This window comes from Priestia sp. JV24 (genome assembly GCF_025910025.1).
Taxonomy (GTDB): domain Bacteria; phylum Bacillota; class Bacilli; order Bacillales; family Bacillaceae_H; genus Priestia; species Priestia megaterium.
In genome coordinates this window covers 124,362-141,431 of record NZ_JAPCIN010000015.1, presented here as the reverse complement: position 1 = coordinate 141,431, position 17,070 = coordinate 124,362, and the positions used below count along the sequence as shown (strand labels likewise).

Here is a 17,070-nt window from a genome sequence, read left to right as displayed (position 1 = left end):
AAGAGTAAAATAGTGTATTATTTCTCTTCTCTAAAAAATCCTGTGAAAAAATAATATTGAGACATAACGAAATCAATCCAGTCTACAGATGAACAAATAGGATGAATAAGCTAATATAGATCACTTGTTACACCGCTAAAAGCACCTGCATACATGAAACCTATGTTCACCATAACAGCAAAAAATCCGAACGATAAATCGTTCGGATCTTCCTTCAACTAACATATTTTTGTTCCATTCTCATTCACATTTTTATTTATAAACAGGATATCCAACAAATTTAAAGTCTTTGCCGATTGACGTCACAGAAAGACGCTCCACGTCCACTGCGTCCCACATTTTCTCTACGCCTTTTCCTTCTAGGAAAGTAGGAGCTTCTTTTCCTCCTGAAAGCTTTGGAGCCATATACAGCACCAATTTATCAATTAAACGATTTTCCAAGAATGCGGCATTCACTTCGCCCCCTCCTTCAATTAAAAGAGACGACACAAATTTCTCACCTAGTATAGAAAGCATATCTTCAAGATTTACTTTGTCCTCACCGCTTGTAACAAATACTTCAACGCCTTGCTTTTCGAGTTGTTCTTTTTTTTCTTTTGAATAGCCCTGACTTGTAAATATCCACGTTGGAGCTAAAGAATCCGTTGCTAGCTTAGATTCAAGCGGCATGCGCAGCTTTGAATCCATCACAATACGAATTGGACTGCGGCCGCCTTCAATGCGAGTTGTCAGCTCGGGGTTGTCCTTAATGACCGTATTCACCCCTACTAAGATACCCGCTGTTTCATGACGTAGCTGATGTACATCCAAACGAGCTTCCTCAGACGTAATCCACTTGCTGTGAGAAGAAGCAGTTGCTATTTTACCGTCTAACGTAATCGCTGACTTTAATGAAACAAACGGCTTCTTCGTTACAATATACTTATTGAAGACCTCATTCATTTGACGTGACTCTTCTTCACATACACCTGTTATAACCTCAATGCCTGCGTTTTCTAAAATTTCGACCCCATTACCTGCTACTAAAGGATTGGGGTCTAAAGTTGCTATGACCACTTTTTTTACACCCGCTTCAACTAGCGCTTCAGCACAAGGACCTGTACGTCCGTGGTGTGAACAAGGCTCTAGCGTTACGTAAGCAGTCGCTCCTTTTGCTTGTTCGCCAGCCATTCGCAGCGCGTGAATTTCAGCGTGCGGTTCGCCAGCTTTTAAATGCGTACCAATTCCAACGATTCGATTATCGTTTACAATGACCGATCCTACAAGCGGATTTGGCTCTGTTTGTCCTTTTGTTGATTTTGCGTTTTGTAAAGCTATATTCATATAAAATTCGTGATTGATCAAAGAAGAACCTCCTCTTTTAAATGTCCTGAACGTTTAACTTTAGTATCCAAATACTTTTCATTAAACTGCGATACATCTCCCCAAAGTGGAACGCGCCCTGATAAAAGTGCGCCATTTTTCTCAAGCGCGATTAGCTTTTTCGGATTATTGGTAATCAGCGTAACCGGTTTTTGGCGCAGCACTTTTAACACGCTGATGGCATCACTATAGCTGCGAGTATCATCTTCAAATCCTAACCCTTCATTCGCTTCTACCGTATCAAATCCGTTTTCTTGAAGAACGTATGCCATTGCTTTGCTGAATAGTCCAATGCCGCGTCCCTCATGATTTGCTAAATAAAATAGCGCTCCGCTCCCATTTTCGACGATCATTTTCATTGATTGTTTTAATTGAAAACCGCAGTCGCAGCGTTTGCTTCCGAATATATCTCCCGTATGGCAGATACTGTGCATACGAATGAGTGCCTCATGCGATTCTTGAAAATCTCCGTACACAAGAACACTAGATTGCTGCATGTCAGCTAAATTAGCTCCTTGCATTTTTTCAATAAGCTCTTCCGTACTTAAAGATCCTTCTTTTACATTATCAGAACGCAACCATGAATACCAACTAAATACTTGTGTCTCGCCATCCAGATTCACAGGAAGCGTAATAGGTCCTACTATATAAATAAAATGGTCTTCATTTTTTACTACGTTAATTTTATCTTTTAAAATTGAAACAACTTTTTGGTTAATCACAGTCATTTCCTCCTCTTATGTGTCTTTCACTTATCTACTATTTTCACATTGTGCTCAATCTCTCACATGAACAACCATTTTTTTAGCAATTCACTACATTTATCTTTTTTAATTGATGTATCAGCTTACTAAAAGTAAGTGACTTTACTTGCTTAAAGTATTATATGACGATACATTTATCTTGTAAAGCTTTTATACTCTTTTTGTTACTTTTAGTAATTAACTTTTATAATTATATAAATTATATAATCAAAATATAAATACGTAAAGTAATTTATAATCTTTAAGTAATTAAATTACACAACACTAGATAAAATACTGACTTTGTTTTATAATATAGGAAGAGAATGGAGGTAATAACATGGACGGTTTAGCACTCTGCCCACGTTTTGAAAAGGCTGTTACTATACTAACGAAACGTTGGACGAGTTTGATCATTTTTCAGCTACTTTCCGGCTCACAGCGGTTTTCTCAAATGCAAGAAGCACTTCCAGTAAGCGGAAGACTCTTATCCGAGCGCTTAAAAGAATTAGAGCATGAAGGAATCGTCATTCGTACAGTTATTCCGGAAACTCCTGTTCGAATCGAGTATTCATTATCCGACAAAGGATTAGCACTAGCGCCGGTAATTCAGGAAATTCAGACATGGTCCAGTGAGTGGATTACAAAAGAAGAAGTGGAATAAAAGAAATCTCTAAAGAAATCAGGAGGGCTTCTATATCGATATACTCACAGCCGTTTTCGTTTTCTTTAGAGCTCCATAAATAAAAAAGGCATGCTCCCCTTGAGCACGCCTTTTTTTATTTATGTTATTTTCCTAATGATTCATTTTGAGAAATAATGCGCTGTTTCTGGCTTCTTCGGCCGTGCAATACAAGGTATACTGCTATAGCTAAAAGAGCAACAATGGAACAGAAGACATACATTCCTTTATACCCGGCTGCTGTAGATAAAATGCCTAATAAAAAGGACCCTAAACCCATTCCAGAGTCAAAAAACACAAAAAACGTAGCGGTGGCGACACCTCGGCGATGAGGAGAAGCTTTTTTTACAGCAATGGATTGAAAACTTGATGTAATCGTTCCAAAGCCTAATCCAATCAATGCTCCAGCTAATAAAAACACCCAGCTTGTTGTCGCTTGGCTAAGTAAAAAAATACCGATAGCTAAAGATAAAATGGACGGATATACCACGCTGTTTTCTCCGTATTGATCAAACCATTTTCCAGTAAAAGGTCTAGAAGCTAATAAGCACACCGCGTATACAACAAAGAAAAAGCTTGAAGCTTGCGTAAAGCCCATTTCTTTTGCATAAATAGACACAAACGAAATAACACTTGCATATGAAAAAGCTACCACAAGGCCAGCAACAGAAATAGGCAGCGAACGGTATTCAAAAAACGCCGCAAGACCTTTGGCTGGCTGTATTTCATTTGTTGCAGAAGAAGCTTGGACATCAGGTACACGAAGTACTAGACTGCATAATACTGCTAAAACAGAAGATACAACCGCAACGGTAAAGACCGCTGTATGACTCAAAGTATTTGTTAACGTTAAGCCTACAAACGGACCTACTACCATCGCTAAGTTCATAAACGTCGCATAGTACCCCATCCCTTCTCCTTTTCTCTGTTCTGGGATTACATTTGCAACGATTGCTCCTGTAGCAGTTGTGCTCATTCCAAAACCAATACCATGAAGCACACGCAGCAGCAGCAGCGCAGATAATGAGTGAATATTCATATATAAAATAGAACCAATTAAAAAGATAAAGACACCTATTAATAGTACTTTCTTTTGTCCTAATGTTGTCATCCACTTACCGGCTAGCGGTCTGAACACAATACCGGACACTAAAAAGATTGTCACAATTAGCCCTAAGCTTTGTTTACTTGCATGAAGTTCATCTGTTGCAAACAGCGGCAATGTGACAGTTAACATATAAAAAATGACAAAAACAAAAAAGCTGGTCAATGAGACCGCTAAAAAATCTTTTGTCCATAATTTCGATTTCTGCATGATTTTCCTCCTTTTATTTGTTTATTCGTATCTATTTATTAAAACAAACTAAATCATAGTCTAGAAATAATATGTATACGAATTATCTCAACTCAAACTATTATAGGGTTCATATATGTAAGTGTCAACATGTATTTATCGATTTTGATTTCCGTCCAAGGCTTCGCTTTTCGCGGGAATCTTCGCCTTGCCCTCCAACCAACTGCTAGAAAGACCTACACACATGAGACCTACGTTTACCACAAAAAAAACAAACCATGAATCAAACACTTTGATCAATGGTTCGTTTTTCACTTCGTCTAATATTCTTTTGTCCTAGCCTCTTTTAGAACCTTCACTTCTTTAAATGAGAAATAATTTGATCCGTTACTTCACTAGTAGTTGCGCTGCCTCCAACATCTGGTGTAATGATGCCCGATTCTGTCACTTGCTCGATAACCTCTAATAAATGACTGCCTACTTCTTGTTCACCAAAATGATCCAACATCATTTTAGCCGTCCAAATCTGTCCGATTGGGTTTGCAATTCCTTTTCCGACAATATCAGGAGCAGACCCGTGTACCGGTTCAAACATCGAAGGATATTTTCCGTTCACATTAATGTTTGCAGCAGGAGCAACGCCAATACTTCCCATAATAGCAGCTCCGATATCTGTTAAAATATCTCCAAATAAATTGCTTGCCACAATGACATCAAAACGACTTGGATTTGTAACGAAAAAAGCCGCCAGCGCATCGATGTGCTGTGAGTCTGTTTCAATATGAGGATAACTCTTGGCAACATCTTGAAACACTTCGTCCCAAAACGGCATGGAATGAACAATTCCATTTGACTTAGTTGCGCTTGTAACTTTTGCTTTTCTTTTAGAAGCTAATTCAAATGCGTAGCGCATCGCTCGTTCTGTTCCTTTTCGAGAAAAAACCGCATTTTGAATAGAAATTTGATCTTCTCCTTGATAAATCCGGCCTCCTACTTCACTGTATTCTCCTTCACTATTTTCACGAACAACAATTAAATCAAAATCGTTTGGGTTCATTAGTGGAGATGCAATGCCTTTTAACCTCTTGGCTGGACGAATATTAATTACCTGCTGAAATTCTCGACGAATCTTAATGAGCAGACCCCATAGCGACACGTGATCTGGCACAAGATTTAAATTTCCTACGGCTCCTAAAAAAATTCCGTCAAAGTGTTGAAGCTGCTTTAGCCCATCTTCCGGCATCATCTGTCCGTACTTTAAATAATAATCACAGCTCCAAGGAAATTCTGTAAATTCAAATTTTAACCCCCCGTGAAGATCTGCAATCGTATGAAGGACCCTAACCGCCTCCGGCACAACTTCTTTTCCTACTCCATCTCCTGGTATGTTCGCTATTTTTAACGTTTTCATCAAAAGTCCCCCTGCGTCTTTTTATGTAAAAAACCTATCGGTCGACCGTCGACTGGTATTATCTATTTGATTATACGTAAAAAGAACGCTTTCATCAAGAAAATTCTGAATATACTCATTCTCTTCAAAAATTCAAAATTATTATGACTCTTATTAACAAGCGTATTATAATTAGGAAATAAATGATTATAAATAAACGAGGTATATCAATGAACAATTTTGATTTACATAAGCCGTTGCCATACTATCTTCAATTTTATGAAAAAATTAAGCAAATGATTGTGAACGGTGAATATAAACCGGGCCAGCGAATCAATGAAACCCAGCTAGCTAAAGCATTTGGGGTTAGCCGCTCTCCGATAAGAGAAGCAATGCGTTTATTAGAAAAAGACGGCCTTTTAGTTGCAGATCAAAAAACAGGCTTTATTGTTTATTCCCTGTCTCCTGAAGACATAGAAGAAATTTATCAAATTCGTACGGCTTTAGAGTCTTTAGCCATTGAGCTGTGTATTACTCGCGCTTCTGATGAAGAGCTTCTTTTCATTGAGCAGCTGTTAGATAGAACCGCTGAGGAAATAAAGCAAGGAGCGGAGGATTCTCGACTTATTGAGCTAAATGAACATTTTCATCAGCTGATTCTTCAATCCAGTCATAATAAACATCTAAAAAAACAGCTCGATAGCGTAAATGTATTGATTTATTTTTGTCGGGTGCTTAATTTTAAAGGTAAAGGACGCGCTGCTGAGATTTTAGATGAGCATCAGCAAGTGTTCACCTTTATGAAAAAACGCAGTTTAAAAGCTGTTGAACATATGCAAAAACATTTACATCATGACCTTGTTCATTTACAAAAACGATTAAACACCAAAAGCGATTGAGACATAACTAAACTCATTCAATCCAAAGACGAACAAATGAGATACATAAATAAAAGAATCCGAACGATGAATCGAGAGCCTCCATCAAGAATCTCGATTTATCGTTCGGATCTTTCTTCAACGAAAAAAATTTTGTCCTAGCCTCTTTTTTTAAATAGGTAAAAACACTCCAGGTGCTTCCCCATGTTCATCGTCATCGAGCCACCACTTAAAGCCTTCTTGTTCAACTAATTTCTGGGCTTCTTCAGGACCTTGTGAACCCGATGGATATTCATAAAGCGGCAGCATGTCAGCTTCAAATGCATCTAATACAGGCTGCACCCACTGCCAAGATAGCTCTACTTCTTTCCAATGAGCAAAAAATGTAGAGTCGCCGATTAATGCGTCGTAAATAATTCGTTCATATGCTTCCGGTACACTTTCTTCTTCTCTTGAAAACGTAATACGAACCGGCTCAATAACACCATTTTTTAATGGATTTTTGCTGTTAAGCTGCAAAGCGACGTTTTCGCTTGGACTAATTTCAATAATAAATAAGTTTGGCGCTACTTTGTCATAAGGAGTTTCGTACAGACCTTTTAAAGAATCTTTAAATTCTACGACGATGCGAGTTGATTTTTCTTTCATTCGTTTGCCCGTTCGAATATAAAAAGGAACGCCTTTCCAAAATGGATTATCAATCCATAAACGTGCTGCCACAAACGTATCATTGTTAGAGTCTGCTTCTACGCCAGGCTCTTCTTTGTATCCTCTAACAGATTTGTGATCGATTTCTCCGCTTCCGTATTGCCCTCGTACAACATCGCGAGCTACTTCTTTCGCTTGAATTTTCCTCAGTGACTCCATTACTTTTTGCTTTTCTTCTAAAATGTTTTCTGAGCAAATTCGTTTTGGAAGATGCATAGCTGTCATCATGAGAAGCTGTAGCATATGATTTTGAATCATGTCGCGTATGGCCCCCGTATGATCATAATACCCTGCACGATTTTCAACACCGACTGTTTCACTTGCCGTAATTTGGACATTTGCAATGTGTTTATTATTCCACAGCGATTGCAGCACGGGGTTCGTAAATTCAAGTGCTTCTAAATTTTGCACCATCGGTTTACCTAAATAATGATCAATTCGATAAATTTCTTCTTCTTTAAAAGTACTGGTTAGCTTTTCATTAAGCTCCCTTGCTGAAACAAGATCATGTCCAAACGGCTTTTCAATCATAAGACGCTTCCAGCCGCTGGTTTGATCCAAGCCGCTTTTTTTTATATGCAGAGCAATTACATCGAAGTATTCGGGTGCTACGGACAAATAAAACAAACGATTTCCTTTACTTCCATGAGTTGTTTCTTGCTCATTCACAAGTTTCAGCAGCTGTTCGTAATCTTCTGTTTTGCTTGCGTCTACTGCTTGATAATGAAACAGGGACAAAAAATCTTCTTCGTTACTTTCCATTTTCCGTCTCGAAAAATCGTTTATAGATTGCTTTACACGCTCTTTAAAATCCTCATGAGACATCTGCTCGTACCCCGATCCAATAATAGAAATAGCATCAGGGAGCTTTTTGTCTGTAAATAAATTATAAAGAGCGGGAAAGATTTTTCTTTTTGCTAAATCACCCGTTGCGCCAAATAAAACAAAAGTTAAGGACTCCACTTTTTTTCCTCCCGTCAGGTTGTATGTATGATGGATTTTCTCTTCTCCTAGCTTACCTCTGTTTATTTGGGAATATCCTTTTTTCATCAAAAAGGACGCTCACAAGTGTGAGCGTCCTTTGCTATTTACATTAAAATGTTTGTCATTCCCCACAGCAACAAAAAGCTCAGCAGAATCGTCATATTTGACACGGTGCCGACAAATTTTTGATCGTATTTGAATTCTACTGCGTAAGGTAAAACTGAACCCGCTACCGGTAGAATGAAGCAAACTAAGATTGTATACCGGAACATATCTTCAAATGGAAGCAGGAAAAACAGCGCAATTCCTACGCCGAGTCCGATTACGTAGCGGATACTTAAAAACATAATAATTTTTTTCAAGTAGCTTTTTTGGAACGAGAAATTTAAATATACGCCTAAAAGCAAAAGAGAGAGCGGCATATTCGCTTTCGAGATAATGCCTGAAACGTCTAATACGTATGATGGTAAATGAATGCCTATAATCGCAAGAAGACAAATGATTACATAGGTAAGAAGCGGCATTGATTTTAATACTTTATATAAAATCTTTTTAAATTCAATGTCAATATTATCTCCTGAGTAGTAGCTGCCAATCACATAGCATAAAACAAAAATAACAAAGGCATTTCCGACATCAAACATACCAAAGTATTTAAGCCCTTCTTTTCCCCAGATACCTTCTACTAGTGGATAAGCAAACATTCCAATATTAAATCCTGGAATCATCATCGTCAGCATGCCTTTCACTTTTCGCTCATCTTTTCGAAAAACAAAAACCCCTACAGCAGCTAACAGCAAGCCATAGACAATCCCAATAACTAATAGTAAGATAAGCGATCCATCAATTTTAATACTGCTGAATGTGACAATAATCAAGCAAGGCATTGTAATATTAAAAATAATTCTGGCTAAAGCTTCCCCGTCTTTTTGCTGAAGGAGGTTTGTTCGTTTTAGTATGTATCCTAATAGAATGATTGTAACGGAATACAAAAACTGACTGTTAAAGCTGCTCATAGACCTACTCCCTTGCCCTCTAAGATAAACGTTTTATAGAAACGTTCTTCATATCTTTTATACTTATTTAATCGATTGTTTTACCCTGTCTTTTTTAATCCTTGTTTCATTATAATATAAGCAGCTTAAAAAGAAACTAGAGAATTGGATGCAGTTTACCTGTTTGTTAGACACAAACAGCTTAGAAACAAATGAAAAAAATTTCCTCCAAACTGATTTTAAAACAGGACATTTTTCTTTTTTATGGAATTTATTTAAAAGGTATGTAGTATTTTTATGAGGAGGAAGAAACGTGAAACGAAAAATGATAGCGCTTACTTTTTCTGCTGTTCTTTGTTTTTCAGCTTCAGGATCTCTTGCTGAAGCTTCTAACAACACAGATGTAATCCCAAATGCTGATCAGTCAGCAGAAACCTATTTTGACGGAGCGAACGGGAATTGGCTCACCACTAAAAACCCCGCTCAATATCAGCAGGCTACGCTCTATGGCAATATTGGGCTTACTCCTTATAACTGGGGGAAACCTGAAGATGGATCGGGCTGGTATCGAATCAATCAGCCCGCTGCGGTCAAAGGAACGCAAGTAAATGGCATTTTTGAAGACGCTCAGTTCGTCATCCGCGTTCCTGATAACTGGAACGGAAAACTTGTAGTAGCCGGCATTCCTGCCACGCGCAACGAAACGTCCACCGATTTATTATTCAGCGATTACGTTCTTAAAAAAGGCTATGCATTTGCAGCCACCGATAAAGGAACGCAAGGAGAAAGTGACCCTAACGATCCTTTTGCTAAAGTAAAAAATGCACTCGCTAACGATGACGACAGCGTAGCAGAATGGAATATGCGCTATCGTCAACTGACAAAAGCTGCCCAGCAATACTTGATTACTCATTATTCAGACAAGCTAATCAACCCGTCCAATCGAAAAAATCCTGCAAGCGATTTGATTCGAAACAATCATAAAGTACCGACGTATGCAATTGGCATTTCAAACGGTGGATACGTTGTCAGATACGCACTTGAACATGATGATCCAAAGCAAACAAAAGAGCCTCGTTTATTTGATGGGGGCGTCGATTGGGAAGGCGTATTATGGAGTGCAAAAGCGCCCAATTTAATTAGCTCACTAACACCTGTTGTCAACAACGCAGAAGAAGCGCTGTACGGAACGGGAAAAGAACAGCAAAAAGCCATTAAACAAATGTATAAAGCAGGTCTTCCAAAAGGATCAGAAAAATTATGGAATTATCATGATCAAGTGTACTGGGCGGTCACATTAAACATTTACCGTGATCACTTTGATCCAACTGCTCCAGGAAGAACAAACTGGCACAACTATTTAAACTTTACTTCAGCAGGTCTACGCGACCGCTCATGGGATTATATCTTTGAAAATTATCGCTATCAAACTCGTCCAAAAAGTGTAAAAGAAAATGTAGCAAAAGTAGAAAATACGGGTGATATCGATGTACCTCTTATCAGTATGGCCGGCTCTCTCGATTCACTTATCTTCCCGTCTATTCACGCGGAAGGCTATGAAAAACTCGTTAAAAAAGCTGGCAAGGCAAGCCTTCATCGTCTTTATACCGTTAAAAACGGAAATCACGTTGACAGCTTAGTATGGAATAAACAAACGGATCCAAATCAAGAGCTTCAGCCTCTGCTTCCATATGCCCATCAATCTTTTGATTTGTTAGTAGACTGGGTGGAAAATAAAAAAGCAGCGCCTGCAAGTAAAGATATTAAAGCACCTCAAAATAACCTTAAAGTAATCGACATAAAATCTGGGCAAGAAGTAGAGCCTCGCTGAGGTTGAGACATAACTAAATGAATCCAACCTAAAGACGAACAAATGAGATATAAATCAGCTGGACTGCTTATTACACCGCAGTTGATTTCCGTGCATGGCTTCGCTTTCCGCGGGCGGGCGCTGAGCCTCCTCGTCGCTTGCGCTCCTGCGGGGTCTCACCTGTTCCGCTTTTCCCGCAGGAGTCTTCGCCTTGCCCTCCAATCAACTGCTAGAAGGAACGAAACAGATAAAACTATATTCACAATCACAAAAAACGAACCACTAATCAAACATGTTGATTAGTGGTTCGTTTTTCACTTCGGGGAAAATGCTTTTGTCCCATCCTCAGTCTTCATAATAATCAAGATACAAATGACCTGCTGAGTCTGCTTGACCTAAAAATACCTTATCGACTGCAGCACCTTTCTTTTGGAGTTGCTCTTTAACCCATGATACGCTATACCCTAGCTCATGAACGGCTTCTTTCATTATATTTCCGTCCATGATAATCGTTTGAGGTAATCGTGTCGCCTCTCCTTTTATTAATAAATCTTCTCTCGTAACGTTTTGCTTTTCTTTTTTTAACAGCACGCTTAATTCGCCGTTTGTTTCGAGCATAGCAAAAGCTACGTCTTCTACGTAAAAGATGTCTTTTTTCCGAAGCTGCTCCATGAGCTCATCTACTGTATATTTTTCTTTTTTTACATTTCCCTCAAGAATTTTTCCTTCTTTAATGAGGATCGTTGTTGTCCCTTCCACCGCTTTTCGAAAGCTTATACTTTTTAACGATACGTTTGATACAACAATAAGAAACGATGCCCACACTAAAATTGCGACTACCCCGTGACTTACCTGTAAATCTACATCCATTGAAATTGTTCCTGCAATATCTCCAATTGTAATGCCAACGATATATTCAAAAAAAGAAAGTTTGGATAACTGTTTTTTCCCCAACAGCTTTGTGATAAAAAACAAGCCAAGTAAAATCAGCACTGAACGAAGTACCACTTCCATCCAATGATTCAACGCATGCACCTTCTTTACTAAAATTGATGTATCTTTTATTTTGTGCATATTTATATGGATCAACGCAGATTTCCACCTTCCATTATTTACATAACTTTCATGGCAGGTTAGAGTAGAAAGAAGTAGGAAACAAATGGGGGTTTTATAATGAACGATGAAGTGTTAACCGTATTTAACGACCAACAAGAGCGCATAGGAACAGCGTCTCGCAAAGAAGTTCACGAAAAAGGCTATTGGCACGAAGCGTTTCACTGCTGGTTTGTCAGCCGTGAAAATGATATAGACTATATTTATTTTCAAATTCGCAGCGAACAAAAACAAGATTATCCCGGTGCGCTTGATATCACAGCTGCCGGACATTTGCTTCATACAGAAACCGCTGTGGACGGTGTAAGAGAAATTCACGAAGAGCTTGGCGTAAACATTTCGTTTGATGAATTGCTTCCTTTAGATGTATTTAAATATGAAGTATCTGAGCCGCACTATATTGACAAAGAGTTTGCACACGTATTTTTATACTACAGCTCTCACCCTCTTAATGCGTTTACGTTGCAGCAAGAAGAAGTATCAGGGCTTGTAAAAGCGCCGTTTTCTCACTTTTGCGAACTGTGGCTTGGAAATCAAACAGAACTGATCATTGAAGGGATAACAAATAAAAAAGAGCCGATTCACCGTACAGCCCATAAAAGTGAATTTGCTCCTCATCCCAAAGCTTACTATAAAACGATCATTGCATTCATTAGCCAGCAGCTGCATTCAGCAAAAAAAGCTTAGAATCCTAAGCTTTTTCTGCTGAAAAAATCATATATGTTGCACTGCCAAGCGCAACAAGCTTACCGCTGCTGTCTTCAATTTTCACTTCTCCAACAGCAAGCGTTTTGCCGCGATGAGACAGTGTGGATTTAGCAACTAAATATTCACCTATACCCGGCCTTGTGTAATTTACTTTTAATTCAACTGTACTGGCACTTTCAGCCTCAGAAAGAGAAGACCGCACAGCTGAACCAACCGCCGCATCGATAAGCGTGGCAATAACGCCTCCATGAACCGTTCCCCTTCCTTGCAGAAGCTGCGGCTGAATCGTGATTTTTAATTCCGCATATCCTTTTTCAAGCAGCGTTTCTTCAATGCCAATATAATCCCAAAACGGAATCATCCCTTTACTCATTCGTTTCATCAATCTCATCCTTTAGATAAATAAGCTATGTAAGAACTTCTAGAAAAACTGGAGAAATCCTGTTTCTTCGCATGTAAAAAGCGCCTGCTCTTTAGCAAACGCTTTTTATCCCTCTATTTTTCAAACAAAAACTGCACTTTGTTTTCTTTCCATACGGGTGATTGTAAAAAACTACCCGGATTAACAAGTCTTATTGCATACCAACATTTATCCGATTTATATCCAAAACATCGGTGATTCCTTTCTCATTCATTCTTTCAAGCAGATACTCATACCCTTTTTCCAATGCAAGCTTTCTTTCTTCTTCATAGATAGGAACAAGTGTATACATATTTATGTCTTTATCTCTAGTATGGACGTTAGCCAGTCCGGACTCTTGAGGACGACAGATCATTACGCATGATAACTTTGTATTTGATGCAAATGGCTGAGGAGGTTCTCCATTTGGAAGAATAACTCCTTCCTCAAGCCACCTATCATAAAGGTGTGGAATATGAGCCACTTTCCTTAACCATCCAAAGGGCCAAGAATGATTTTGGTCTTGCATATTATCTTTTTCGACTACCCAATTTGAAGGTAACTTTAGTAACAGCTCTGCATACTTAAATGTTCTTTCTTCATCTGAATAATCCATAGGTTCATCACTCATGCCGGTAGTTACAAGCGTGACGAAATCTTTATTCATTGAGGGAGGGATTATGTGAATAGTGACTGATACTCTACTACCTGGAACAGTTTCACTTATAGTATTTTCAATAGGACCGAAGTGTTTCGTAATATGATTTAAAATCTCAACATGACGGTCCTGATCATTATGATTTGTTGTAGTTACACCCGTAGAGAGCTCTCCCTGACTTTCTAACAACTTAACAATTTCTTTTTGACCTTGTTCCTTTGCAAAAGTCAATGCGTCTACCTCTCTCATAGATTCACCACTATATGTAACATTCGTATCTATACCACTTTCAATTAATAGTTCTGCAATATTAGCGTGGCCATTACTAATTGCACCAAACAATGGATTTCTTTCTGGATCGCTTACATCCATATCTGCTCCACGAGATAATAGATACCTAACTATATCAATATGACCTGCAGAAGCTGCTTCGTTCAATGCTCCACCACCATACACTCCTCCAAGTACATTAACATTTGCACCCAGTTCTATTAGTTTCTTAACAATATCTAACTCTCCTCTAGAAACTGCAACATGAAGCCACGTTCCAAAAGGGGTCATCATATTTAAACGTTCAGCATCGGAGCCAATTAATTCAACTACCTTTTCAATATCGCCTTTTTTTATAGCCGAACGAATTTCTTTTGCAACTAAATTACTATCCATTCCTCATTACCTCCTAGGAAATAGTTCTATTTAAATTGCAACATCCTGGTAGCCTACTTCCACCACTTTTTCATTTAATAGGCGAATGCCTAAGCCATTTTCCATATCCCATGTACAATTAAATGTCATTCTAATATCTCGCCCTTCAAAAATATCCGCATATGGAACAACAATTCCATCTAAAGTTATCATGTCTAATATTTGATCCGCTGTTTTAATTAAAAGGTAATGTTCATTTAATCCACTATCATTGCCTAGTTCATGTTGCTTTTGATTATAATAGTCTACTCTACTATTGATTGACTGGCTTTTGTCCTAATCTCTCTTTATTCCTCTATTTTTCAAATAAAAACTGCACTTTATTTTCTTTCCATTCTAACTTGGCATTAAAGGTTTTATCGCCTTTTTTAAAGCCTTCAATCAAATCTGTCTGTCCTTCACTTAACAGTTTTTTTAAATTAGCTTGGGTGACTGTTTTACCTAAAATCTTTTTCGATACGGTAAACGTGCATTTGGTTTTTGCATAGTTTGAGCATCCGTAAAATGAACCTTTATCGACTACTTTTCCGTCGCAAAGCTTACACGAACCAAACGATTTAGAAGAGAAGCTTTTACCTTTACCTTTTCCTTTTCGCTGAATGGATTCAGTGTCGTATCCGCTGAAGTTCCACTTACTTTCTGCTTCGACAGCGTCTTCGATAATTTTAGCTGACAGCTTTTTTGTTTGTTCCATAAAAGCAGCGGCCGATGCTGCTCCTTCTCCAATTTCAGCTAAACGCTGCTCCCACTTAGCCGTCATTTCTGGTGAAGCTAAAATTTTATCGCCAATCGCGTCAATCAATACCTTTCCTTTATCAGTCGCAAACACTTGGTTTTTTTTCACATCAATATATTTACGGTCTTTAAGCATTGTAATGATTCCCGCACGCGTAGCTTCAGTCCCTAACCCTTCTGACTTTGCTAAAATTTTCTCCAGCTCATCATTATCCAAATGCTTACCCGCTGTCTTCATCAGCGTAATCAACTGACCTTCCGTGTAGCGTTTTGGAGGCTGTGTTTTACCTTCTTTTACGTCTACTTTAACAACTTTTCCTTCTTCCCCTTCTTGGACATTCGGAAGAATAACGTCGTCGTCTTTCTCGTTTTGAAAAATTACTTTGCGCCAGCCTTCTTGAATTTGCTGCTTTCCTTTTGAAATAAAAGCTGCTCGCTTTTCCACGAGTGTCGTAATCGTTGTATAGTCGAAAATCGCTTTTTCATAGTGTGCCGCAATTAGACGTCTTACGACTAGGTCGTAAATTTTCTGTTCGTCTCCTGACAGTTTGCTGGGGTCCTTCACTTGTTCCGTTGGAATAATCGCATAGTGATCGCTCACTTTTTTTGCATTTACATAGCGTTTATTTCCCAGGACTGAAGAGTAAGGAAGCGGAAATAAATGTTCGTATTCAGAAAAAGCACTCAGTTTTTCTAAAATCTCAGGAAACGTTTCCGCTTCTCCTTCTGTTACATAGTTTGAGTCTGATCGTGGATAAGAAACAATTCCTTTCTGGTACAGCCCTTGCAGCACATCAAGCGTCTTTTTAGGAGAAAACTTAAACGCTTTATTGGCGGTTGCTTGAAGTGATGATAGGTTAAATAATAAAGGCGGCTGGAACTCTTTTCGCTCCGTTACGAGTTCATGAACTTCCGCGTCTTTTCCTTCGCAAAACTGAGCAATTTTATAGGCCATTTCTTTTTCTTTAAGACGCGATTCTCCGTCTTGATGCCATTTGCCTTCATACTTCTTTCCTTCAATATCAAACTTAGCAAGCACTTCCCAAAAAGGCTCTGATTTAAAGTTATCAATTTCTTTTTCACGCTTCACGATCAAAGCAAGAGTTGGCGTCTGTACGCGCCCTGCCGAAAAAACATCTGACATACCATGTTTTTTTAACAAAATGCTATACACCCGTGAAGCATTCATCCCAACGACCCAATCTGCACATGCTCTTGTATATGCTTCATAATAAAGGTTACGCGTATCACTTTCGTCTTTTAACTGCTGAAACCCATCATAAATGGCTTTTGGCGTTAAAGAAGAAATCCACAATCGTTTCATCGGCTTATGCACACCTGACAGCTGAATGATATTACGAACGATTAATTCTCCTTCGCGCCCCGCATCTCCCGCATGTATAATTTCTGTGACCGTCGGCTTTTTAAGCAGTTTTTTTACCACTTGAAACTGCTTTGCTTTTGATCGCGTCACTTCATATTGAAAGCGGTCTGGAATCATCGGCAGCGTGTCAATTGACCACTTTTTCCACTCCGGCTTATAATCTTCCGGACTCACAAGCTGACATAAATGACCCACTGCCCACGTTACATATGCTCCGTCTGTAAACACTTCATTCGGTGGAATCTCTAAATAGCCGTCGTGACGCTTCGGCTTAAACTGTGAAGCGAGCGTTGACCCTTGATCCGGCTTTTCTGCAATAATTAACTTCATGTATTTAATCACCTTACATTTCAAATTTCCATGTGAAACTTAGTCAGTTTTATTATTTTATCATAGAAAGAGCTGTTGGAGTATGAATGAGGAGAAAAGTAGTTTAGATGAGAGATACCTATCTCATTTTAAAAACGTGTCGTTGTCCGTTATAGCTTTTCAATAAAAAAGCTGTAGATCATTTTCTACAG

The 17,070-nt window shown here is 38.6% G+C and carries 15 protein-coding genes and 1 pseudogene; 4 read left to right on the top strand and 12 right to left on the bottom strand.

Annotation, left to right across the window (positions count from 1 at the left end):
- Nucleotides 1-252: 252 nt before the first annotated feature.
- Both ribD and OK414_RS09995 read right to left on the bottom strand, forming a co-directional pair.
- Nucleotides 253-1,344 carry a bifunctional diaminohydroxyphosphoribosylaminopyrimidine deaminase/5-amino-6-(5-phosphoribosylamino)uracil reductase RibD gene (gene ribD, locus OK414_RS10000; protein ID WP_034652772.1) on the bottom strand — a complete coding sequence of 364 codons (1,092 nt, stop codon included), beginning with the start codon at nucleotides 1,342-1,344 and terminating at the stop codon, nucleotides 253-255.
- The gene (locus OK414_RS09995) at nucleotides 1,341-2,090 is read right to left on the bottom strand and encodes a GTP cyclohydrolase II (protein ID WP_170943785.1); all 750 of its coding nucleotides are present in this window, start codon (nucleotides 2,088-2,090) and stop codon (nucleotides 1,341-1,343) included. The genes ribD and OK414_RS09995 overlap by 4 nt, the downstream gene beginning before the upstream one ends.
- A 355-nt stretch (nucleotides 2,091-2,445) precedes the next feature.
- On the opposite strand from OK414_RS09995, the gene OK414_RS09990 reads away from it, so the two are divergent.
- The gene (locus tag OK414_RS09990) at nucleotides 2,446-2,769 is read left to right on the top strand and encodes a winged helix-turn-helix transcriptional regulator (RefSeq protein ID WP_014460492.1); all 324 of its coding nucleotides are present in this window, start codon (nucleotides 2,446-2,448) and stop codon (nucleotides 2,767-2,769) included.
- A 124-nt stretch (nucleotides 2,770-2,893) separates the two neighbouring features.
- Here the strand turns inward: OK414_RS09990 and OK414_RS09985 are convergent, their stop codons facing one another.
- Nucleotides 2,894-4,102, bottom strand: a complete 1,209-nt coding sequence (locus OK414_RS09985) for an MFS transporter (RefSeq protein ID WP_263045563.1) — start codon at nucleotides 4,100-4,102, stop codon at nucleotides 2,894-2,896.
- Between the two features lie 334 nt (nucleotides 4,103-4,436).
- Complete coding sequence (locus tag OK414_RS09980; protein WP_016763805.1) at nucleotides 4,437-5,492, bottom strand: tartrate dehydrogenase; 1,056 nt, start codon at nucleotides 5,490-5,492, stop codon at nucleotides 4,437-4,439.
- A 209-nt stretch (nucleotides 5,493-5,701) separates the two neighbouring features.
- On the opposite strand from OK414_RS09980, the gene OK414_RS09975 reads away from it, so the two are divergent.
- Nucleotides 5,702-6,370 (top strand): GntR family transcriptional regulator, encoded by a 669-nt coding sequence (locus OK414_RS09975; RefSeq protein ID WP_263045562.1) that lies wholly within the window; start codon nucleotides 5,702-5,704, stop codon nucleotides 6,368-6,370.
- A gap of 150 nt (nucleotides 6,371-6,520) precedes the next feature.
- Here OK414_RS09975 and zwf read toward each other — a convergent pair whose 3' ends face one another.
- Nucleotides 6,521-8,020, bottom strand: coding sequence for a glucose-6-phosphate dehydrogenase (zwf, locus tag OK414_RS09970; protein WP_263045561.1), 1,500 nt, complete (start codon nucleotides 8,018-8,020; stop codon nucleotides 6,521-6,523).
- A gap of 125 nt (nucleotides 8,021-8,145) precedes the next feature.
- Nucleotides 8,146-9,057 (bottom strand): AEC family transporter, encoded by a 912-nt coding sequence (locus OK414_RS09965; protein WP_016763802.1) that lies wholly within the window; start codon nucleotides 9,055-9,057, stop codon nucleotides 8,146-8,148.
- A gap of 292 nt (nucleotides 9,058-9,349) precedes the next feature.
- Between OK414_RS09965 and OK414_RS09960 the strand changes: the two genes are divergently transcribed.
- Nucleotides 9,350-10,867, top strand: coding sequence for an alpha/beta hydrolase (locus tag OK414_RS09960; RefSeq protein ID WP_205662757.1), 1,518 nt, complete (start codon nucleotides 9,350-9,352; stop codon nucleotides 10,865-10,867).
- A gap of 70 nt (nucleotides 10,868-10,937) precedes the next feature.
- On the opposite strand, the gene OK414_RS09955 is transcribed toward OK414_RS09960, so the two are convergent.
- Nucleotides 10,938-11,072, bottom strand: a complete 135-nt coding sequence (locus tag OK414_RS09955) for a hypothetical protein (protein ID WP_263045560.1) — start codon at nucleotides 11,070-11,072, stop codon at nucleotides 10,938-10,940.
- A gap of 119 nt (nucleotides 11,073-11,191) precedes the next feature.
- A complete protein-coding gene (locus tag OK414_RS09950; RefSeq protein ID WP_263045559.1) occupies nucleotides 11,192-11,935 on the bottom strand; it encodes a DUF421 domain-containing protein in 744 nt (247 codons plus the stop codon).
- 81 nt (nucleotides 11,936-12,016) lie between these two features.
- Between OK414_RS09950 and OK414_RS09945 the strand changes: the two genes are divergently transcribed.
- Complete coding sequence (locus OK414_RS09945) at nucleotides 12,017-12,646, top strand: NUDIX hydrolase (RefSeq protein ID WP_013056657.1); 630 nt, start codon at nucleotides 12,017-12,019, stop codon at nucleotides 12,644-12,646.
- A gap of 4 nt (nucleotides 12,647-12,650) precedes the next feature.
- On the opposite strand, the gene OK414_RS09940 is transcribed toward OK414_RS09945, so the two are convergent.
- The 4 genes and pseudogenes from OK414_RS09940 to OK414_RS09925 form a co-directional block, all read right to left on the bottom strand.
- Entirely contained in the window at nucleotides 12,651-13,049 is a 399-nt protein-coding gene (locus OK414_RS09940; RefSeq protein ID WP_205662755.1) for a PaaI family thioesterase, read from the bottom strand.
- Between the two features lie 190 nt (nucleotides 13,050-13,239).
- Nucleotides 13,240-14,391 carry a suppressor of fused domain protein gene (locus tag OK414_RS09935; protein WP_205662754.1) on the bottom strand — a complete coding sequence of 384 codons (1,152 nt, stop codon included), beginning with the start codon at nucleotides 14,389-14,391 and terminating at the stop codon, nucleotides 13,240-13,242.
- A gap of 30 nt (nucleotides 14,392-14,421) precedes the next feature.
- Nucleotides 14,422-14,691: pseudogene (locus OK414_RS09930) on the bottom strand (DUF6985 domain-containing protein); the annotation flags it as partial.
- A 34-nt stretch (nucleotides 14,692-14,725) separates the two neighbouring features.
- Nucleotides 14,726-16,879, bottom strand: coding sequence for a DNA topoisomerase III (locus tag OK414_RS09925; RefSeq protein WP_043981980.1), 2,154 nt, complete (start codon nucleotides 16,877-16,879; stop codon nucleotides 14,726-14,728).
- Nucleotides 16,880-17,070 lie beyond the last annotated feature (191 nt).